20 protein-coding genes are annotated in these 20,877 nt (G+C 64.5%); 9 read left to right on the top strand and 11 right to left on the bottom strand.

The annotated features are described in order from the left end of the window. The first annotated feature begins 34 nt into the window (after window positions 1–34). The 7 genes from VVR41_RS05515 to VVR41_RS05485 all read left to right on the top strand — a co-directional run bounded on the left by VVR41_RS05515 (window position 35) and on the right by VVR41_RS05485 (window position 10,879). Window positions 35–271 (top strand): hypothetical protein, encoded by a 237-nt coding sequence (locus tag VVR41_RS05515; RefSeq protein ID WP_321101218.1) that lies wholly within the window; start codon window positions 35–37, stop codon window positions 269–271. Between the two features lie 169 nt (window positions 272–440). Then, window positions 441–1,856, top strand: coding sequence for an FAD-binding oxidoreductase (locus VVR41_RS05510; protein ID WP_321101216.1), 1,416 nt, complete (start codon window positions 441–443; stop codon window positions 1,854–1,856). A 43-nt stretch (window positions 1,857–1,899) separates the two neighbouring features. Next, window positions 1,900–2,664 (top strand): decaprenylphospho-beta-D-erythro-pentofuranosid-2-ulose 2-reductase, encoded by a 765-nt coding sequence (locus VVR41_RS05505; RefSeq protein WP_321101214.1) that lies wholly within the window; start codon window positions 1,900–1,902, stop codon window positions 2,662–2,664. 75 nt (window positions 2,665–2,739) lie between these two features. Continuing rightward, a complete protein-coding gene (locus VVR41_RS05500; RefSeq protein WP_368523924.1) occupies window positions 2,740–4,713 on the top strand; it encodes a galactan 5-O-arabinofuranosyltransferase in 1,974 nt (657 codons plus the stop codon). An 11-nt stretch (window positions 4,714–4,724) separates the two neighbouring features. Continuing rightward, complete coding sequence (locus VVR41_RS05495; protein WP_368523923.1) at window positions 4,725–8,141, top strand: arabinosyltransferase domain-containing protein; 3,417 nt, start codon at window positions 4,725–4,727, stop codon at window positions 8,139–8,141. A gap of 120 nt (window positions 8,142–8,261) precedes the next feature. Next, window positions 8,262–10,169, top strand: a complete 1,908-nt coding sequence (locus VVR41_RS05490) for a M13 family metallopeptidase (RefSeq protein ID WP_368523922.1) — start codon at window positions 8,262–8,264, stop codon at window positions 10,167–10,169. Then, a complete protein-coding gene (locus tag VVR41_RS05485) occupies window positions 10,163–10,879 on the top strand; it encodes an alpha/beta hydrolase (protein WP_368523921.1) in 717 nt (238 codons plus the stop codon). The genes VVR41_RS05490 and VVR41_RS05485 overlap by 7 nt, the downstream gene beginning before the upstream one ends. Here VVR41_RS05485 and VVR41_RS05480 read toward each other — a convergent pair. The 6 genes from VVR41_RS05480 to VVR41_RS05455 all read right to left on the bottom strand — a co-directional run bounded on the left by VVR41_RS05480 (window position 10,876) and on the right by VVR41_RS05455 (window position 15,342). Continuing rightward, on the bottom strand, window positions 10,876–11,718 hold the full coding sequence (locus VVR41_RS05480) for a hypothetical protein (RefSeq protein ID WP_368523920.1): 843 nt from the start codon (window positions 11,716–11,718) through the stop codon (window positions 10,876–10,878). The two genes, VVR41_RS05485 and VVR41_RS05480, sit on opposite strands and share 4 nt — an antisense overlap. Before the next feature lie 44 nt (window positions 11,719–11,762). Then, on the bottom strand, window positions 11,763–12,542 hold the full coding sequence (locus tag VVR41_RS05475) for a hypothetical protein (RefSeq protein ID WP_368523919.1): 780 nt from the start codon (window positions 12,540–12,542) through the stop codon (window positions 11,763–11,765). A 98-nt stretch (window positions 12,543–12,640) separates the two neighbouring features. After that, entirely contained in the window at window positions 12,641–13,564 is a 924-nt protein-coding gene (locus tag VVR41_RS05470) for a nucleotidyl transferase AbiEii/AbiGii toxin family protein (RefSeq protein ID WP_368523918.1), read from the bottom strand. Between the two features lie 18 nt (window positions 13,565–13,582). Beyond that, window positions 13,583–14,152, bottom strand: a complete 570-nt coding sequence (locus VVR41_RS05465) for a type IV toxin-antitoxin system AbiEi family antitoxin domain-containing protein (RefSeq protein ID WP_368523917.1) — start codon at window positions 14,150–14,152, stop codon at window positions 13,583–13,585. A gap of 122 nt (window positions 14,153–14,274) precedes the next feature. After that, the gene (locus VVR41_RS05460; RefSeq protein WP_368523916.1) at window positions 14,275–15,060 is read right to left on the bottom strand and encodes a VOC family protein; all 786 of its coding nucleotides are present in this window, start codon (window positions 15,058–15,060) and stop codon (window positions 14,275–14,277) included. Continuing rightward, window positions 15,061–15,342, bottom strand: a complete 282-nt coding sequence (locus tag VVR41_RS05455) for an RNA-binding S4 domain-containing protein (RefSeq protein WP_368523915.1) — start codon at window positions 15,340–15,342, stop codon at window positions 15,061–15,063. 59 nt (window positions 15,343–15,401) lie between these two features. Here VVR41_RS05455 and VVR41_RS05450 point away from each other — a divergent pair, with 59 nt between their 5' ends. Continuing rightward, the gene (locus tag VVR41_RS05450) at window positions 15,402–15,944 is read left to right on the top strand and encodes a sugar O-acetyltransferase (RefSeq protein WP_368523914.1); all 543 of its coding nucleotides are present in this window, start codon (window positions 15,402–15,404) and stop codon (window positions 15,942–15,944) included. 24 nt (window positions 15,945–15,968) lie between these two features. Here the strand turns inward: VVR41_RS05450 and VVR41_RS05445 are convergent, their stop codons facing one another. From VVR41_RS05445 to VVR41_RS05435, 3 genes are read right to left on the bottom strand one after another with little or no spacing between them, the layout of a single operon-like run. Then, window positions 15,969–16,574 carry a LysE family translocator gene (locus VVR41_RS05445; protein WP_368523913.1) on the bottom strand — a complete coding sequence of 202 codons (606 nt, stop codon included), beginning with the start codon at window positions 16,572–16,574 and terminating at the stop codon, window positions 15,969–15,971. Window position 16,575: 1 nt separating this feature from the next. After that, the gene (locus VVR41_RS05440; RefSeq protein WP_321100939.1) at window positions 16,576–17,283 is read right to left on the bottom strand and encodes an SDR family NAD(P)-dependent oxidoreductase; all 708 of its coding nucleotides are present in this window, start codon (window positions 17,281–17,283) and stop codon (window positions 16,576–16,578) included. 11 nt (window positions 17,284–17,294) lie between these two features. Next, on the bottom strand, window positions 17,295–17,942 hold the full coding sequence (locus VVR41_RS05435) for an alpha-ketoglutarate-dependent dioxygenase AlkB (protein ID WP_368523912.1): 648 nt from the start codon (window positions 17,940–17,942) through the stop codon (window positions 17,295–17,297). Between the two features lie 23 nt (window positions 17,943–17,965). Between VVR41_RS05435 and VVR41_RS05430 the strand changes: the two genes are divergently transcribed. After that, on the top strand, window positions 17,966–18,130 hold the full coding sequence (locus VVR41_RS05430; RefSeq protein ID WP_321100942.1) for a hypothetical protein: 165 nt from the start codon (window positions 17,966–17,968) through the stop codon (window positions 18,128–18,130). Here VVR41_RS05430 and thpR read toward each other — a convergent pair. Further along, window positions 18,127–18,648: an RNA 2',3'-cyclic phosphodiesterase gene (thpR, locus tag VVR41_RS05425; RefSeq protein ID WP_368523911.1), complete on the bottom strand. Its 522-nt coding sequence runs from the start codon at window positions 18,646–18,648 to the stop codon at window positions 18,127–18,129. The genes VVR41_RS05430 and thpR overlap by 4 nt on opposite strands. A gap of 273 nt (window positions 18,649–18,921) precedes the next feature. Next, complete coding sequence (locus VVR41_RS05420; RefSeq protein WP_368523910.1) at window positions 18,922–20,685, bottom strand: RNA-binding domain-containing protein; 1,764 nt, start codon at window positions 20,683–20,685, stop codon at window positions 18,922–18,924. Between the last annotated feature and the right edge of the window lie 192 nt (window positions 20,686–20,877).

Below are 20,877 nucleotides of genomic sequence, written 5' to 3'. Positions count from 1 at the left end.
CGCCCATGGTAGACGCGCACTAGGCTTGCGGGGTATGAGAAAGCACTACAAGGGCGACGACCCGGACGCGATCCACGAGGCCGCACAACGTATCGACGCCCCACTGTCCGACTTCATGGCCCGCGTGTTCGTGGAGGAATTGCCTTTCTTGGATTCCGTCTCCCGCACCCGGGTCTACGAGCTGCTCCGCGAGCACAAAGACGCTGGCCGGCCGGTCATTTCCTCCCAGGAGGAGCTGCCCGCCGAGATCCGCGAAATCATGGACCTGTAACCCGGATTGGACCGGATCCGCCACGCCACCGCCCCCGCCCGGGTGCGAGTCATACAACTTTTGACGGATAAGACGATTACACTTATATCCGTTCATTATTCGGCCCGTTAACCCCGATTACACCTGTTCCACATTCTGCCCGGCAGATAAGAAGGAGAACGATCCCCCAATGGAACTCCACACCACCGTTGAATCCCTCTACGGCTGGGGGCGCACCGCGCCCTCCACTGCGCACGTTCTGTCTACCCCGGACGTCGACGTGATCAAGCAGGCCGTCGCCCAGGTCGCCGCCGACAACGAGTCGCTGCCGGAGCACCTGCGCCGCGGCGTTATCGCCCGCGGCATGGGCCGCTCCTACGGTGACCCGGCGCAGAACGGCGGCGGCCTCGTCGTCGACATCCAGGCGCTCAACCAGATCCACGCCATCGACCCGGAGACCGCGATTGTCGACGTCGACGCCGGTGTGACCCTCGACCAGCTGATGAAGGCCGCGCTCCCCTACGGCCTGTGGGTCCCCGTGCTCCCCGGCACCCGCCAGGTCACCATCGGTGGCGCCATCGGACCGGACATCCACGGCAAGAACCACCACACCGCCGGTTCCTTCGGTGACCACGTCGTCTCCCTCGAGCTGCTCGTTGCCGACGGCCGCGTGCTGCACCTGACCCCGGAAGGCAGCCAGGACGACCCCGAGGGCACCCTGTTCTGGGCCACCATCGGCGGCATGGGCCTGACCGGCATCATCCTGCGTGCGCAAATCCGCATGACCAAGACGGAGACCGCTTACTTCATCGCGGACACCGACCGCACCAACACCCTCGACGAGACGATCGCCGCGCACTCCGACGGCTCCGAGGTCAACTACGAGTACTCCTCCGCCTGGTTCGACGCGATCTCCGCGCCGCCGAAGACGGGCCGCTCCACCATCTCCCGCGGCTCCCTGGCCACCCTGGCGCAGCTCGAGGAGCTCGCCCCGAAGCTGGCGAAGGACCCGCTGAAGTTCAACGCGCCGCAGCTGATGACGGTGCCGGACATCTTCCCGTCCTGGACCATGAACAAGTACTCCCTCATGGCCATCGGTGAGGCCTACTACCGCATGGGCGCGACCTCGCGTAACAAGGTCAAGAACCTGACGCAGTTCTACCAGCCGCTCGATCTCATCGGCGAGTGGAACCGCGGCTACGGCTCCGCAGGCTTCCTGCAGTACCAGTTCGTCGTCCCGACCGACGCCGTCGAGCCGTTCAAGGACATCATCTACCAGATTCAGGCCAGCGGCCACTACACCGCGCTCAACGTGTTCAAGCTGTTCGGCGAGGGCAACCGCGCGCCGCTGTCCTACCCGATGAAGGGCTGGAACGTCTGCGTCGACTTCCCCATCCGTTCGGGCCTGGGCGACTTCCTCGACCGACTCGACGAGCAGGTCATGGAGTTCGGCGGCCGCCTTTACCTGGCCAAGGAGTCCCGCACCACCCCGGAGAAGTTCCACTCCATGTACCCGGAGATGCAGGGATGGTTGGAGACCCGCCGCGCCATCGACCCGACCGGTGTGTTCGCCTCCGACATGTCCCGCCGCCTCGAGCTGCACTAATCCCCGCCGAACTAGAACGCTTAACCAGCAACAGGAGAATCACATGCTGAACGCAGTAGGCCAAGCACAGAACATCCTTCTCATCGGCGGAACCTCGGACATCGGCCTCGCGACCGTCGCCGAGCTCGTCGGCCGCGGTGCCGCGCCGACCGTCACCCTCGCCATGCGCAAGGACTCCCCGCGCGCCGACGCCGCCATCGAGGCAGTCGGCCGTGCCGGCGCCGGCGAGGTCCGCGTTGTCGACTTCCAGGCCACCGACTTCGACTCCCACCCCGCGACCATCGAGGCTGCCTTCGACGGCGCCGACGTCGATGTCGCCATTGTCGCCTTCGGCACCCTGGGCGACCAGGAAGAGCTGTGGCAGGACCAGGCCAAGGCCGTCGCCTCCGCCGAGACGAACTACACGGCGTTCGTCTCTGTCGGCGTGCTGCTGGGCCAGGCCATGAAGAAGCAGGGCCACGGCACGATCATCGCCTTCAGCTCCGTTGCGGGCCAGAAGGTGCGCCGCTCCAACTTCGTCTACGGCTCCGCCAAGGCCGGCATGGACGCCTTCTATCTGCAGCTGGGCGAGGCCCTGCGCAAGGACGGCGTGAAGGTCACCGTCGTGCGCCCGGGTCAGGTCCGCACCAAGATGACCGAGGGCCTCGACGAGGCGCCGCTCACCGTGAACAAGGAGGAGGTCGCGCACGCGGCTGTCGAATCCGCGCTCAAGGGCGGGCGCTCCGTGTTCGTGCACAAGCTCTTCGGCCCCATTTCGATCGTGCTCCAGCACCTTCCGGCGGCCGTCATGCGTCGCCTGAACTTCTAGCGCTTATCGACGGGACCGGTTGGCAGCGTTTCTGCTTGCTCAGTTGTGTCCGGCCCATATGACACACTGTTTGCCATGCAAGAAACACAACCGGGCGTGACGCCCACCCGGGTTGAGTCCCGGGGGGCCGGTTACGCACCCGACCGGATCACCAACGCCGGCGCCGCGCTGCGCATCCTTGCCGCAGTTGTCGGCGGCGGCGTGTTCGCGTTACTCGCGTGGGTTATTCTCCACTCGATCACGCTGCCCGCCTTCAACACCTCCATGGTCACCCGGGCGCTGGCCACCGCGGGATCCTTCGCGGTTGTCGCCGTCACAGCAGTGCTGATGTGGCTCTGGCTTGTCGACGGCACACGTGGCCCCCGCGCCCCACGCTGGCACCGGTGGGTCGCGGAGGTCGTCGCCACGCTCATGCCCGCCGCCCTCGTGCTGACCTCCCTGGGTGTGCCGCTGAGCGCGACGAGACTCTATCTCGACGGTATCCAGGTTGACCAGGGCTTCCGCACCCAATTTTTGTCCCGGATGACCGTGCAGCTGGGCAACCACGACATGAATTACGCCGAGCTGCCCACGTTCTACCCACTCGGGTGGTTCTGGCTCGGCGGACGGATGGCGAACGTACTCGGGATGCCCGGTTGGCAGGTTTACCAGCCGTGGGCGCTCGTCTCTCTCGCCGCGGCCGCCGCCGCGCTCGTGCCCGTTTGGCGCAAGCTCACCTCCTCGCTACCCGCCGCGGTAGCGATCGCGGGCGTGACCACCGCCATCGTGCTCACGCAGACCCCAGACGAGCCGTACGCGGCAATCGTCGCGATGTTCGTCCCCGCCGCCGCCGTCGCTTCCGTGCGCGCGTTGTCCGGCTCATGGGCTGCCACGGCTGCGCTGACGCTCTACCTGGGTATATCCGCGACGTTTTACACGCTATACACGGCGCTGTCCGCCCTCACCGTCGTGGCCATCGCTCTGGTGCTCTTCTTCACCCGCAAGCGCGGTCTTACCCCGCTGATCCACCTGCTTGTCATCGGGGCCGGCTCAGTCCTCATCGCACTGATCTCCTGGGGCCCGTACCTGTGGAATCTGCTCACCGGCGATTTCGATGCGCACAGCACGGCCAACCACTTTCTACCCATCAAGGGCACGATCTTCCCCCTGCCCTTCTTCAGCTTCTCGCTCGTCGGCCTGCTCAGCCTCGTCGGCCTGCTGTACCTGATCCGCCGCTTCACCCGCGCGGACATCACCGGCCTTGGCGCCGGGATCGTGGTCTGCTACCTGTGGGTGCTCGGCTCGATGGTGGCCACCTTGCTCGGTACCTCATTGCTCGGCTTCCGCGTCGAGGTCCTTCTTGTCCTACTGTTCTGCACCGCCGGTGTCCTCGCGATTGTCGACGCCCTCGATAACTTCTACCCACCCCGTCTGAGCACGCGCGACAAGCGGATCGCCACGGCGTTCGCTGCCGTCGTCGTCGCGGCTGGAGCGTTCTCGATGCTGCAGAACGTGCCCATGGAAAACGAGTCCCACATCGACCAAGCGTACGCGGACACCGACGGCTTCGGCGAGCGCGCCGACAGGTTCCCTCCTGACTCTGCGCGCTACTACAGCGAGATCACCGAGCACCTCACCGAGCGCGGCCACGCACCCACCGAAGCAATCGTCTACACAGATGAGATCAACTTCATGGCGTTTCACCCTTACTACGGGTTCAATGCGTTCACCAGCCACTACGCCAACCCGCTGGGCGAATTTGAAGCACGCAGCGCCGAGCTCGCCCGCTGGGCTGAAGGGTCCTTCGACGACCTCGCCGACCCGGCGGCGTTCGCTGAGGCGCTCGACGAGTCGCAGTGGGCGGCGCCCGACGCCTTCATCTTCCGCGGCTCCCTCGATGGTGACGAGCCGTTCAAGACCCACATCGCCCACGACATCTTCCCGAACCAGCCGAACGTGCGCTACGAGGCACTGTTCTTCAACCCGGACGCCTTCGATTCCGCCGACTGGGACGTAACGGAGATCGGTCCGTTCGTCGTGGCGGTTCGCAATACGTCGCACGGAAAGTAGAGTTACACGACGTGACAGCACGAGATATAGCCTCTGACCAGCGCTTTGGTTCAACAGCGGTGAGGCCTGCGGCCGGGGATCGCGGGGTGTGGGGCACGTGGGCCCGCACGGCCGCGCTCTCAGGACTTGTGGCATTCATCTGTTTCCTGTTGACGCCCCTGCTCCCGGTGAACCAGGTCCAGTCCTCGCTGACCTGGCCGCAGAGCAACTCGTTGAACTCGGTCAACGCGCCGTTGATCTCGCTCGCCCCCGACGAGATCGACCTGACCGTGCCGGTCGGCGCGATCAACTCCCTGCGCCCGGGCCAGACGACGCTGATTGGTACCCTCCCGGCGTCGTCAAGCGAAGCTTTCGACCGCGGCATGTTCGTGACCGCGCCCGAGGGCGGCATCGTGGTCAACTCGGTCAACGAGGTCATATTCGAGCTGACCCCGGAGGAAGTCGCGCAGCTGCCTGCGGACGCGCGCATCGAGGTCCGCGCCACGCCCGACGGTACAAGCGTCGAGGTCCCCGGCACCGACTTTAAGGAGGAGACCGAGGATGACCTGCGCCCGCAGGTCACCGGTATCTACACGGAACTCCAGGGAGACGCCGCCGCGCTTGCCGGGGCGGGTTTGAACGCCGACGTGCAGATCAACTCCCGCTTCACCTCCTCGCCGAGCGCGATCAAGCTCGCCGCCATGGTCATCGGCGCGCTCTCGACCGCCCTCGCCCTGTACAGCCTGTGGCAGCTCGACCGCCGCGACGGCGCCCGCCTGCCGCGCATCACCCGCCGGTGGCGCGAGATTCGCCCCCTCGACGGCATCGTGGTGGCCATCCTCGGTTTCTGGCACGTCTTCGGCGCTAACACCTCGGACGACGGCTACCTGCTGACCATGGCGCGCGTGGCCAACGAGTCCGACTACATGGCCAACTACTACCGCTGGTACGGCGTGCCCGAGTCGCCCTTCGGCTCCCCGTTCTACGACCTGCTCTCTTTGCTGGCCAAGGTTTCCACAGCGTCGATGTGGATGCGCCTGCCCACGTTGATCGCCGGCATCCTCATCTGGTGGATTCTCTCGCGCGAGATCCTCCCGCGCCTCGGCGAGGCCATCGCGCTGCGGCGCGTGGCCTACTGGACGGCCGCGTTCGTCTTCCTCGCGTTCTGGCTGCCGTACAACAACGGCACCCGCCCCGAGCCGATCATCGCCTTGGGACTCATCGCCACCTGGGCCGCTTTTGAGCGCGCCATCGCCACTAACCGCCTCTTCCCGGCCGCGCTGGGCACCCTCATCGCGGCGTTCACGCTGGCGTGCGGCCCGACGGGCCTGTCCGCCGTGGGCGTGTTCGTGGTCAGCCTGCCGGCGCTGTTCGGCATCATGCACGCCCGCCGCCGGTTCGCGCCGATGGTCGCGTACGTGCTCGCGTTCTTCGGCGTGGGCACAGCGGTGATGATCCCGGTGTTCAACGACCAGACTGTCGCCGGTGTCCTCGAGGCCACCGCGGTGCGTTCCGAGGTCGGCCCGGCACTCGAGTGGTACAACGAGTGGACCCGCTACGCCACACTGTTCGAGCAGGCTGTCGACGGCTCCATGGCCCGGCGCTTCCCCATGTTCATCTTCATCTTCAGCGTCGCACTCATCCTGTGGGCCCTCGCCCGCTTCAACAAGGTCCCCGGGGCCGCGGCGGGCCCCACGCAGCGTCTCGTGATGATCGTCGGCCTGAGCACCTTCTTCTTCATGTTCACGCCGACGAAGTGGACCCACCACTTCGGCATCTACGCCGGCATCGGCGGCGCCGCCGCGGCGCTGGGCGCCGTCGTGCTCAGCCAGGTGGCGCTGCGCTCCGTGCGCAACCGCACCTTCGCCTTCGCCGCGGTGCTGTTCATCATGTCGCTCACCCTGGCCGGGTGGAACGCGTGGTGGTACGTGTCCTCCTTCGGCGTGCCGTGGTGGGACCGCACGGTCCAGCTCAAGGCGATTGAGGCGAACACCGTCATGCTGGGTATCACGCTCATCGTCCTCGTCATCGGCATCGTGCAGTCGATGCGGCGCGGCTCCGGCCGCGAGCGCGTCAACCGCTCCCGCTGGGCGGGTGTCATGTCCGCTCCCATCGCTGTGATGTCGATCCTCATGGTCGCGTTTTCCTGCCTGACCTTCATCAAGGCGTTCGCCGACCAGGCGCCGTCGTACTCGGTGGGCATGGGCAACGTGAAAACGTTCGCTGGTAACGCCTGCGCCCTCGGCGGCGAGGTGCTGCTGGAGACCAACACCAACGAGGCCTTCCTCACCCCCGTCGACGGCGTGCCGCTGGGCCGCTCGCTCGACTCGGACGCCAACCGCGGTATGAACCCGGAGGGAGTGCCCGCCTACATCGTCTCCGAGAAGAACAACACTGCCACCGCGGATTCGCGCGCGGCGGGCGACACCCAGGCCGCGGACGGCGCAGCTGCCGCAGCCGCGGGTGACGGTGCCCTGACAGGCGGAGCCGACGGCGCCGACCCGGCCGGCGACACCACAGGCGCGGGCGCGGCCTCCGAGGAGGCCCAGTCCACCTCGCGCACGGCCACACAGGGCAACCGGCCGGCGGACCAGCGCGGTGTGAACGGCTCCACCGTGCGCCTGCCGTTCAACCTCGACTACACCCGCATCCCGGTCCTCGGCACGTTTGCCGACGACCCCGCGACGTCCTCCTACCTGGAAAGCCAGTGGTACGAGCTGCCAGAGCCGAGCGAGACGGCGCCGCTGCTGGTGACGTCGGTAGCCGGGCGCATCGCGCACCACGACATCAACGGTGTCGAGCAGGAGGGCACCACGGTGCGCCTCGAGTACGGCCGCAGAGCCGACAACGGCGAGGTCGATGTCCTCGGTGACGTCGAGATGCTCGACCAGGGCCCGACGCCATCGTGGCGCAACCTGCGCTACCCGCTCGCGGACCTGCCCGAGGAGGCTAACGTGGCGCGCATCGTCGCGGAGGACACCTCGCTCAAGCTCGAGGACTGGTTCGCCGTCACTCCGCTGCGCGTACCGGAGCTCGCCCCGCTCGGCGAGGTGCTGCCGTCTGATCAGCCGGGCCTGCTCGACTGGTCCGTCGCCTTCCAGTACCCGTGCCAGCGCACCTTCAACCACTACGCCGGCGTGGCCGAGATCCCGGAGTTCCGCATTATGCCGGACGCCCCGGGCAAGATGCAGCTGTCGGGCTTCATGGACTTCCTCGGCGGCGGCGCGCTCGCAACCGCGGAGGCCGTGAACTACTCCTACGAGATCCCAGGTTACCTCGACGGTGACTGGCAGCGCGACTGGGGTTCGGTGGCCAAGTACGAGCGCCGCACCAACTCGGTGGGCGAGGCTCCGGAGCTCGCCGACATCGACTACGAAGTTATCCCTCGTTCCGGACTGTGGACGCCGGGCCCGATGAAGATCCGCGATCCGAACGCGGTGACGTTCTAGGGCTTTCCAGACTCACGGTCCATCCGTCCGGCGGCTACCGGGCGTCGCGCGGGTGCGCTCCCCACACACGGTGGAGCGTACCCGCGCTGTCGTGTCCGCAACCGCGTTAAGGTGGGGGACATGAAAGACCTGTTTGAACTTGTTAACGGCGCCTGGGTGGACAGCCACACCATCCCCGCCGACCGCGGCATCGACGGCGCATTCTACGCGCTGCGCGACAAATCGGAGGCGGATGTGCGCGCGCTGCTGTCCGAAGGCGCGGGCCGCGGCGGCGATCTGTTTACCTCCTTCACCGACACCGAGGGGGTCAACGCGGCGGGAATGGCGCCGCTGAAGGAGGACCTCGACCTGCTCGGTATCGCCGACATCGAGGAGTTCGCCCGCAACCTCGGCACGCTTGAGCGCCGCGGTGTGGGCGCGCCGCTGAGCTACTGGGTGGAAAAGGACTCCCAGGGCGAGGACGCGGTGCCCTATTTGATGCAAAGCGGGCTCGGGCTTCCCGACGAAGCGTATTACCGCTCCCCCGAGCACGCCGAGACGCTGCGTCTCTACGGCGAGCACGTGGAGAAGATGCTCGGGTTTATCGACCCGGCATATCTGTTCGGCCTCACTCCCGAGATCGCCGCGAAGCGCATCGTCGACCACGAGAGGCAGATCGCGGCCAGCCACTGGGATGTCGTGTCCACCCGCGACGCGGTGGAAACCTACAACCCGGTTCAGTTGGACGAACTACCCGAGATCATCCAGACGATGCTGCGCGCCTCCGGGCTTAGCGACGGCACCGTGATCAACATGATGCCCTCCTTCACCACCGCCCTGGCGGGGATGCTGCGCCCCGAGACCTTGGCGGACTGGCAGCTGTGGGGCGCGTGGCACATCCTGCGCTCGCGCGCCGGCGTGCTTCCGGAGGAGGTCGGTGCCGCGAACTTCGAGTTCTACGGCACCGTTCTGTCGGGTGCCACGGAACAGCGCGACCGTTGGAAGCGCGGCGTGAGCCTGGCGGAATCCCTGGTGGGCGAGGAGATCGGCCGCGAGTACGTGGCGAAGCACTTCCCCGCCTCCTCCAAGGATCAGATGCTTCAGCTGGTCGACTACCTGGTTGAGGCGTACCGCCACCGCATCTCGGATCTGGAGTGGATGACGCCTGCGACGCGGGAGCGGGCGCTGGAAAAGCTGGACCAGTTCAACGCCAAGATCGGTTACCCGGAGCGGTGGCGCGACTTCTCAGAGCTGTCGTTCTCGGACAAGGGCGCGGACCTCGTGGTCAACGTGCGCCGCGGTGCCGAGTTCGAGCACGACTACCAGATCAGCAAGGTGGGCCGCCCCACTGACCGCGATGAATGGGTCACGACCCCGCAGACGGTCAACGCGTTCTACAACCCAGTGGTCAACGACATCACCTTCCCTGCTGCCATTTTGCAGCCGCCGTTCTTCGACCCGGAGGCCGACGCCGCGGAGAACTTCGGTGCGATCGGCGCGGTCATCGGTCACGAGATCGGCCATGGCTTCGACGACCAGGGCTCGCGTTATGACGGGCAGGGAAACCTCAACAGCTGGTGGACCGACGAGGATCGTGCGCGATTCGAGGAGCTGACCGCCAAGCTCGTGGATCAGTTCGACGGTCTGGTTCCCTCTGTGCTCGACGAGCGCGAGGACATCAGCGGAGTCAACGGCAAGTTCACCCTCGGCGAGAACATCGGTGATCTGGGCGGCCTCGGCATCGCGGTGGTCGCCTACAAGCTCTACCTCGCGGATCAGGGTGAGGAGGACGGCCCCGCGGCGCCGTTCGGGGAACTCGACGGCGAGTACACCGGCTTCCAGCGCCTCTTTTTGGCGTGGGCGCGCGTGTGGCGTTCGAAGGCCCGCCCGGAGATGGCTGCACAGTTGCTGGCGATTGATCCGCACTCGCCCAACGAGTTCCGCTGCAACGTCATCGCGGCGAACGTGCCCGAGTTCTATGAGGCGTTCGACGTCGTTGAGGGCTCCAGGGTGTGGATCGACCCGGCGGAGCGGGTGACGATTTGGTAAGGAAACCGCTCGAGCAGGGCTCGCTTGACGACGCCTACCCGGAAAACGTCCAAGGCAATTCCGACTTCAACGTCGGCGGCGTTGAGAGGCTCTTGCCCGATGAGCTGCAGCTTGAGCAGCTGGTCTCCTACATGGATGCCACCTACCCGGTCGACGGGGAGCCGTCGGACAAGTACCTGGCGCTGCTGCCGGACCGTCTCACGCACGCGTCGATGCTCATGTTGGGCTCGGCGGTGGACCACACCATGCCTGGTGTCGCTTTCGCCGGTGGGATCTCGGTAGACGAGGTCGAGCACGGCACGCTGTTTAACCCTTCTGCCGCCAGCGGCGCGTGGGCGGTCTCGTGCGCGGTGGGCCTTGGCCCGCAGGCGCGCGAGTTTCTCTGGCACCCCGAAGTAGCGGGCGCTGCGGAACTGTCCGGCACCACGATCCTGGATGTCGCCGACCCTGATGCCGCACCGGCGGCGGTGCGCGCCGCCCGCGAGGCCGGCGCCACGCACGTCACCCTGTGGGGGTTGGGCGCGCTACCGGCGGGGCAGGCCGACGCGACGTTGCTGACGTTTCCCACCGATGAGGCTCACGAGGCAACGCTCGTGCAAACTCGCGAGGAGTACGTCACCCGCGGCTGGATCTCCACCCCCGCCCAGGCACGGCGCCGGGTGCGCGACGCCGCCGAGTTCCTGCGCGCGGCGGGTAGCTCACACTCCTAACGCACGACCGGCGGGCCGGCCGGGACCATGATCGTAGCGGGGATCTGCTCGAGCTGTGCTGGCGGGAAGTAGGGACGCAGGGCGTCGCGAAGCGAGATGAGCGGCAGCTCGACGGGGCCGGCCGAGCTGGTCGCGGCCCCCGGCCCGCCGGTCAGGCCCGGGGAAATAGCGCCGAGCGTATCGGCCGTGTTTGCTGCGACGTCGCCGTGCGTGAGCGCTGCCGCCGTCCAATCCGGCCCAAAAGAGGCTGATGCGGTCAGGGAGACTCGATCATCGGACCAGCCGAACTTCGTACCCTGTGCCCCAGGCAGGTGGCTGGTGCCATAGTTTTGCGCGAACCCGTCGGCCGCAACGGGCGCGGCGGTGCGCATGCCGTTAAGCAGCGGCCAAGCAACGGGGTCGGTCCGGATGTCGTTGAGGAACTTCGCCACGTCGTAGGCGGATGTTGAAGATAGTCCCCAGTGCCCGCCGCGGCGCGTGGAGGTAAGCCCGAAGTCGCGGGCGACCTGGTCGATCGCGTGGGGATGGTGGGCGTCGAGAAGCGAGGCGATCGCGTCGTCGGAGGTGCGGATCATCTGCTCAACGCGGGCCTTGTCCTCCGGCGCCGCGTGGTGCAGCACCCAATAGCCGAGGTACAGCTTGGACAGGGAGAGCGCGGGGCGCGGCTCGCGGGCGTTCGGCGAGCCCGACCAACCGCCGCCCGGGTGGTAGACCGCAACGGCGGTGCGGCCACCGGAGTAGCCCGCGGTGACATCCATGGCGTGGGCCGGAGCCGCCCCAGCCACGGCCCCCGCCGCGGCGACGACAAGGGTGGACAGGATGACAATCAAACGCTTCATTTGTCCAGTATGCACCCGGAAGCAGCGCGATTGCGGCAGGAACCTTACCTGTCGTTGCGCTTAAGCGGGAACGGGATCGGGTCGCCGCGCTTCCACGCCTTGAGAGCAGCCACCCGGCTCGGGCGCACGCGCTCTTCTTCGATCTGGTCGATTCCCCGGATCGCGTCGGCAGTGTTGTCGAAAGCGTCGCCGTTGGTCAAAGCAGTGGCAACCCACACCTCGTCGCCGATTTTGCCGTAGGCGACGCTGCCGGTGGCGCTGATCTGGTCGTCCGACCAGCCGGTTTTAAAACCGGTGACGCGGTCAAGCTTCGCTGTGCCGAACTCCTGGCGGAAGCCGTCGGCGGCGGTGTCGGCGACGTCCTCCATGGCGTCGAAAAGCGGGCGGGCCTTGGGGTCCCACAAGATGGAGGCAATAAACCGGCTCATGTCATACGGCGAGGTCGTGGTCCTGCCCCAGGCGCCGTTGCGGGAGGTGTCGTTGAGGTTGAAGTCATCGGCGATCTGCCCGATCGCTTCCGGGTAGGCGTTGTCGAGCTGCTGGGCTTTGTCGTCGCTGGAGTGGCGGATCATGTCCCTGACCAGGCCCCTTTCCTCCGCCGAGCCGTTGTAGAGCACGTAGTAGGCGAGGTAGATCTTGGCCAGGGACAACGCGGGGCGCGGCTCGAGGGCGTCAGAGGTGCCCGACCACCGGCCGTCGGGATGGTAAACGGCGATCCCCGTGCGGTCCTGGTCGAAGGAGCGGTTCACCTCGTAGGCGTGCGCTTGTGACACGGGGAGCATAGCGCAGATCCCCAGCGCAATCAGCAGTTTCTTCACGTGCACAGATCACACTTTAGATGCATTCCCTCGGGAGGCTGTGAACGGTGTGAGCGAACTAGGGAAGTCCTCCGGTAAAGGCGTGACTAGGTGATCAATACTCCTTATGCGGCAGAGATTCTAGAAATGATGTCTTTTAGCCATTCTTTTGCCAGGATCAAGTTAGGTTGCAACTGATCAGCAAGGTCAGTTTCCTTGAGTGCAGCTTTATATCCGCCATCCGTCAGATGGCTGAAATCTGATGGGGGAGGCCAATCACCATTTTGGCGGTATCGGAAAGCTCGCTCGCAACGGGACAGTGTCCTTTGAAGATCGATGTCCTCTTGTTCCCAAAGAACCTGTAGATCAACTAGATCGTGGGCACGATCATTGTGATCAAATGCGAGTGCGTGAACCTTCTGCGCAACTTGTTGTTCGATACTTAGGAGCCGTACTGGTTTGATATCCGAGATACCCATTGCATTGAGTACCGCCTCTAAATCCTCGGGAAGTGGAACTTCATCGAAGCTCTCAAGTGCGTCGATCTCGTTATGCCCTACCTCGAGTTCAATTGTGCTCAGCCCCTTTGAGTCATAGGTGAGCTTCACGGGGTAAGGCTGCATCGCGTAGGCAGGGATAACGCCCTCAGGGATCCTTTTCGTTTTGCGTTTTGCTTCCCCTGAAAACGCGATTCGATCTCTTTTGCCTGGCTTTCTGGCCGGAATGACCCCCAAGCCTTGTCTCAAGCGTTGATTGAGCGCATCGAACAACGCTTCTGGATCCCGTGTTGCAACATCGAGATCCTCAGTCGTTCTACTTGCTGCATCTCCTACCCGTAAGGTGATCCCGAAACCGCCTTTTACCAGGGTGTCTGGGGGAAGCATTTGGGAAACCACGAGCGCTCCCACCAACCAGCGCGTCCTTTTGATGCTGATGTTGAGCTTGCCCGCAATCTCCTCCAAACGGCTTTCCAGCTCTTTGGTTGTACGGGGAAAGCCGTTTTCCCCTAACGCTCTGAGTTCTGCCAGCCTGTCGCTTCCAGAAGACACTTGGTTCCACTTCCCCCCCTAGACGGCCAGAGACTTTTTCTTCTCCTGAACCTGGCGGACGATACGATCGAACTCGTTGGGTGTTATCAGCCCGATCTTCTGCGCAGTATCTGCAGCGTCGATCACCCTATCCTCCATTAGATAGTTGATTCCGTCGGTTAGTGCCTTAGAGACCGTCTCTGACGGGACGCCCCAATATGTAGTCAGATCCTCAGCTTCGACAGCGCGGCGTTCCATCACTGTCACTTGAGGCGGTACCTTTCTCCGAAGTCGATCCGGGGTACCTACGGTGATCCCTCGGGGATTCACGAAAGCTAGATCGTGCATGTGCAGGACAGACTCGCCCGCTAGATATGCATTTGCGCCAACAGATCGTACGGCTACGGCAAACTCCGTGTAAAGCGTCGTGGGTAAATCTAGGTGGCGATATACGCCCACACCTACACGCTTAACCACACCTCTGCGGGCCATTTTGTGAACCTCTACAGCTGGTACGCCAAGTTCGTCTGCGTCGTCGAGGGTAAAGATCGAATTCTCATACCCAGCGAAATCGCGCAGGATTTCTCGATACGTCATCTGCAGTGCCACCACCTTCCTCTTCCGAGACAAAAACATACCAATTTTGGTATGTTTTTGTCACGTCTCTCGCCGATGGGGCCATCCGTTTCAGTGGCTGGAGCTAGCGAGAGGAGGTAGCGAGAAAGGTGCAGCTAGAGGTCGAGGATCGACTCGGCTTCGCTGAGGTCATCGGCCACCGGAGCGTCTACCGTACACACGGTCAGCGTCGCACCGGTGGAGTCCCCGATCACGGACAAAACACCGAACGGGTGCTGCTCGGGGGCGACGAGCACCTCACCGCCCAGCTCAGCAGCAGTCTGGGCCGCGGCGCGCGCGTCGGCCACGCCCATGTAGAGCTCCCAGAATCCGGCCATGCCCTCGAGCTCCTCCCGGCCGGACTCGTCGCGCATGCCGAGGAAGGGCGCGCCCTCGCGCAGCGCGGTGTAGTACCCGTCGGTGACGCTGACCTCCCAGTCGAACAGCTCGGCGTAGAAGTCGATGCATTCCTTTGCCTTGTCCACGCCCACGTACTCGTGCCACACCGGGGTTCCGGGCTCGCCGGCGGCGACGAACTGATCCTCGCCCGCCGGCTGGATCAGGCCGAACACGGCACCCGCGGGGTCGGCGCACAGCGACATCTCGCCCAGCGACACCTCAGCGCGGGCCAAGACAGTGCCGCCAAGCTTCTCGACGCCACCGAGGTCGCGCCCTAGGTCGCGCGTGAAGAAATAGATGACCCAGGCGTCGGTCATGGTGGCGTCGTCAAGCTGCGGAATGAACCCCGCGACCGGAAGGCCCGAGGTACGCGCGATCCGGTAGGCGTCGGCGGAGATGTCCCAGCCGAGCAGCTTGGAGTAGAAGTAGGTGGACTTTTGGGTGTCGCTGGTGGCCAGGTCCTGCCAGTACGGCATGCCCTCCATCGCCTCGAATGCCGGCATTTAGAGGTTCCTCCACTTCTCGGGGTCGAAGTCGTCGTTGGCGGTGCGCTCGTCGAAGTAGTCGTCGCCGTCTGCGTCAGCCGCCACGGTGGCCGTGGTTCCGGCGACGGTGATCGTGTCGGCGTCGCGAAGCGTGTAGCCGCGGGAGGTGACCACCTCGCCGTTGACCGTCACCTCGCCGCTGGCGATGAGCTCCTTGGCCTGGCCCCCGCTCTCGGCGAGGTTGGCCAGTTTGAGGAATTGTCCGAGCTTGATCGAGTCACCCGTGATGTCGACGTCCATGGGGCACAAGCTTAGCGGGCTTGGGCCGCGACCCTGCCGCGGCAGGTAGCGTGAGCACCATGTACCCCACCGGAGAATGGTATCTGCCGTCCGGCGATCCGCAGGCCGACGCCCGGCACCGCGCCACCTGGGAGCTTGTACGGGAGTTTAACGCGTTGTCCAACACGGACCCCGGGCGCGCACGGGAGCTGTTGTCCCAGATGTTTCCCGGTAGCGTGTCTACACCGGACGTGTGGGCGCCGCTCCACCTCGAGTTCGGTGTGAACACGCGCTTCGGCGAGGGCTGCTTCATGAACTTCAACTGCACGATTCTTGACATCGCTCCAGTAACCATCGGGGCGCGCTGCCTATTCGGCCCCGGCTGCCAGCTCATCACCGTCGGCCATCCGGTCGACGACCACGCCATGCGCGCCGAGGGCTGGGAAATCGCCCACCCGATCACTATCGGCGACGATTGCTGGTTCGGTGCAGGTTCGATGGTCATGCCCGGCGTGACGGTGGGCGATCGCTGTGTCGTCGCTGCCGGGGCGGTAATCACGCGCGATGTGCCGGCCGGATCACTTGTGGCCGGTGTCCCGGCCGTGGTGAAGCGGTCGCTGTAACCGCGGGCCTAACCGGGCGCGGGCCTAATCGAACAACCCCGTTGCACCCTCCCACAGCATCCACACCGCGAGCCCAATAAAGACGAGGCCCGTGACGGCGTCGATGATGTGCCCGTACCTCTCGATGGGTTTCGCCAACGATTGCACCGCGAGCGCAAAGCCGACGAACCACACCACGCCGATGAAGATCAGTGTCGCCGCAACCGAGAGCATCCATCCCCACCCGGCACCGGGCTGGACGAACTGGGCGAACACGGCGCCGAAGAACAACACGGCCTTCGGGTTGGACAGGTTGGTGGCACAGCCAATGCGCAGCGCGCGCGAGGCGCTGACCTCCCGGCGCGCCTTCGGCACCGTGCCGCCGGCGGAGGTGCGGATCGCGCCGATGCCCATCCACAGCAGGTAGGCGCCACCGACGACCTGGAGCACGGACAGCACATCGGGCACGGCTTGAACCAGTGCGCCCAGGCCCGCCAGCGAAGCGGTGATCCACAGGGCGTTGCCGATCATGATGCCTGCCGCGCAGGCTACGCCGACCGCGCGGGACTTCGCGCCGAGGCGGATGATCTGGAACAGGTCCGGGCCGGGGCTGGCAAGCGCGGCCAGCCACACCCCGATGAGTGCGAGCATCCTAGCGTTCTGCCTGGTCCACCGGCATGATGCTGAGGGTGTCGATGTTGACGTGCGCCGGGAGGCTGGCCACCCAGCGCACCGTCTCAGCGATGTCCTCGGCGGTGAGGTTGACGTTGCCGTCGTACACGGCATCGGCACGCGCGGTGTCGCCGGAGAAGCGGTTGAGCGCAAAATCGGTCTTGACTCGTCCCGGGTCGATCTCCGTAACGCGGATGAGGTTGTCTGCTTCCTCGCGGCGCAGCGCGCGGGTCAGTCCGCGCAGCCCGTACTTTGCGGCGTTGTAGCCGGACCCGCCCTTGTACGCATCCGTGCCCGCCACCGAGCCGATGTTGATCACGAGCCCCTGCGCCGCCTTGAGCTGCGGGTACAGGGCCTTGGTCATGCGCACGGTGCCGAAGACGTTGGTTTTGTACATCCACTCCCAGTCCTCTTCGCGTGCGTCGCGAAGAAAGTCCAGGTTTTTCGCCCCGCCGGCGTTGTTGACCAGCAGGTCGACGCGGTCGAGTTTCGCCGCAAGCTTGTCGACGCTCCCCTGGTCCGTCACGTCCACCTCAACCGCAACCCCGCCGATCTCACGCGCGATCTCCTCGCAGCGCTCCAGCCGCCGCGCGGCGACGTAGACGGTCCACCCGTCCGCCGCGAGCGCCCGCGCGGTGGCCGCCCCGATTCCTGCCGACCCGCCTGTCACCACTGCGATCTTGTTCATGCTCGGACATTCTACTGGGGGTGCACCTGCCGCATGGTGATGTTGATGCGCCCGTCTTTTAGGCCCGTGTGGTCGGGCCCGGTGCCCGCACGTGGCGGGGCGACCGCGTGCTTTGCCCGGCGCGCGGGGCCGCCGAAGACGAGGGCGTCTCCGGACATGAGCACGACCTTGTGCCCCGCGATACGGAAGGTGGTCTCCTCGCCGATGGACAAGCTGACCACGGGATTGTCGGCCTGTTCTTCCCCGTCGACGTGTTCGCCCATCCCGGCCCCAGGCGGGTAGAAGTTCACCAGGGCGGTCTCGACGGTGACGTCCGCGATGCCGGGCTCGAGCTGGCGGGCGGCAGCGATGACGCTGTCGGCAATGCCCTGGTAGTTCTCCGGGACGGGCGGGACCTGCACGCCGTCGATCTCACGCACCAGGCGGTACGGGTTGGTGGCCCAAAACCAGCCCAGCGACATCAGGTACGCCTTCATCTGGTGCTGCCCGACCATGGGCCGGCGCATCGCCACAGGGGTGCCCGCTACCGACTTTGCGATGGCGCGCGCCTGCGCCACCAGCTCTGCCTGAGTTTCAGGGGTGAGGAAGGCGGGCAGGTGGACAACGCCCTCGGCGATCCTGTGCGGCGGGCGCGGTAGATCTGTGGCGTCGAAAAGCATGCCAACAGGCTATCCTTGGGCGCATGAAGAAAGATGTGAACATGGCCGTGATCGCGGCCGCCGTGGTAGCCGTCGTCGTCGCGTCCTACATCCTGGCCGAAGGTCGCTGGGGCGGTCCCGTCGTCGTCCTCATCGCCGCCGTGATCGCGGCGTGGGCGGCCATGCGCCAGCCGCGCGTTACTGACTAGCGCAGAAGGAACGTGTCGACGACCTCGTAGCGCGGCCCGCCGCCGCGACCCTCGCCGAGGTGCGACTCCACCAACGCGACCTCGTCGGCAAGGAACTCCGGACCGCGGTAGACGCTCAACGCGTGGGCGTGGTCTGCGAGCAGCCAGCCGTCACGCCCGCGCGCCACGGTGAGGTGCGCGCGCTGGCGGTGGCGCTCCTCCGGGTCCAGCAGGCAATCCGCCATGAGCTCGCGCAGCGGCTGCGTGTCACCGCCGACGCCGACCCAGAGGGTCCGGCGGTCGAAGCAGCCAGCACCGCTGAGGTGCAGCGAGAGCGGGCGAGCAAACGCCGTGGCGTGGGCGAGTGCCTCGGTGACGGCAACGGCGTCGTTCGGCTGCCTGCCGTAGAACGCCAGCGTGAGGTGCCAGTTATCCGGCTCTGTCCACCGCAGCTCACGATCCCGCAACGGGCGCAGGGCTGTGACCAAGTGCTCCCGTGTTGCGTGGGGAAGCATGATCGCCGCGAACAGCCGCCTCATGCGAAGGTGCGGAGCGCCATCGCGGCGTCCTTCGGTTCCTTGTCCTTCGAGTAATTCCTCATGCTTGCCGAGGGTACCTGGGCAGTCGGGGGTCAGCGAATATCCCCCGTTTCCCCCAGGAAGTTGTTTTCGAGGCCAAAAAATGGCCGGCTCAACAACTCTGAAACAACTCTTCAACAACTATTGCCGGAAAGGTGCGACGAAACGCGCCGTTTTCGCAGCTCAGCGAGTTGATGCGTAGTTGTTTGAAGTTGTTTCGAAGTTGATGGCCTACTAGTTTTTCTCCCCCAGCTTTATCCACCTGGTCCGGGGTCCTCGCTGCGGCCCTTCCGGATCAATCTGCGCTACGCCATCATTACGCAGACTTCGCAATATCGCGGTGACTTCAGAGCGGCTGATGCCAAGAACTTCTGCTGCCTCAGCTGCGTAAACCGACTCGCCGCTAGCAAACTTCCTCCGAAGCACCTCTTTTGCTGGCAACACCGCGTCGCTGCCACTTCGAGATTTCCCAGCACGAGCATCAACTGCGGGCCCTAGAACCCACTCGCTCGAGTTCGGAAGTCGTTCCACGACTCCGGCCTCCTGGAGCGCAACCATCAATTCTGCGGTTTCTACTGATGACGTTTGGGTCAGCTTTTCAACCTGTGCGCTCGTGACTCGTGGCGCATCCCAGAGATGCTTAAGCACGATCAACGTATCAACGCTCTCGAGGACATAACTCGAGGATGACTTTGAAAGCTCGTGCAGCATGGTGACGAACTCAGTGTCAGGCGTACCCGCGGAGAGAACTACCTCCACGAATGAGTCTTCTGTGCGCACAACCGGGATTTCGCGGCCTGAACTGATCATTGCCGACCACATGCGATCGAAACCTCGGGACGACTCTTCCGCGAGTCCCAGTCCTCGCATCGCCGCCATGAGACGGCTGTTTCGCGGAACCGACTGAGTTGTCAGCAAGTGGTCTTTATCCACCCCGGGGGGCAACGGCCCCGGCGACCAGATTTTCAGAGTACTGGGAGACTGATCGACCACTACCGGCCTGCTGAGCTGCCAATCTCGGTGAATAAATGCGTTTGTTACCGCTTCATCAATCGCCTGAGCGGGGAAACGAGGAATCGCTTCCTCCTGGCCATCCGAGAACTGGATACGTTCAATCTCCTGCGATGCGCGCTCCTCGATGAGTCGGCGTAAGCGGGGCAAAGCCACGATAAGAGGATCAAGAATCTCGGTAACTTGCGGGTCTGCCCCGACCATTGGGCGCCATAGGTGCCGCACCATCACTTCTGGGCGATCAACTGGAAGCAGAAGAATGTCTGCTGCACGCTTAAGTGTTGTCTCGTCCCTGGAGAGAAGACCTAACTCGCGAAGGAGCCCCACCGTTGTGCTCGGGACATAGTCCGAACCGTCTACGAGATTTCGCTTAGTTTTAAGTAGGCGACGCGTTTCGCCAATCACGGCAATCTCAATGTCATCAACCGAAGAAGTTGACGCGCCATTCGAGTAATCCGGGTTCGCACGCTCCTGCGCGATTGCCCTTCTCTCTTCCTCGCTAAGTGGAATACATTCCGAACCTCTTCTCTTTCGCGCCTGACCAAGTGTTCGCGTATAAAGACTGAGAGCTTCCGGGATACGGATCACCAACAGACGTATTCCCCTGTAATTGACATCAGATGCCTCAACGCGCAGGTTCGGCCGTGTACCGCCGAAGATTTTTCGCTCAATAAAGTCTGTATCGAGATCAGTTCCGGTAAATCCGCTCGGGCCACCGGTCTTATCGCTGATACCGACAACAATGTGGCCCATCGCGGAGTCTCCGTTTGCCAGACAGATAGCTTCGTCGATGAGCTTTTCCACAAGCTTTGCCTGGGCATTTCCACCAATGCCCTCTCCATGGTTGAGATGAGCGGGATCCTCTTTGATCTCCAGCGTCTCCGATTCGACTGAATCCGCCGTAGCGCCCTGCCAAATTGCGTGGAGCGCGTCCGCAACATCAGCCGGTAGCGGCGGCGTAATGACACTTTCAGGGTGGGAATCCATGCTGCAATCATACATTTCCCCAGGAAGTTGTTTTTGGTGCCCGAAAACAATGCTCTAAACAACTCTGCAACAACTATGTCGGGAAAACGGTAGGTCAGATCCCCGTTTCTGCAGCTCAGCGAATTGTTTTGAGTTGTTGAGAGTTGTTTCGGAGTTGTTGCGACCTTTCCACGCCGCTGTACCTGCGGGCGC

The sequence above is a fragment of the Corynebacterium sp. LK2510 genome, from assembly GCF_040946405.1.
GTDB lineage: Bacteria > Actinomycetota > Actinomycetes > Mycobacteriales > Mycobacteriaceae > Corynebacterium.
The sequence above is the reverse complement of the archived record's forward strand: the minus strand, read 5'-3'. Positions and strand labels throughout refer to the sequence as shown.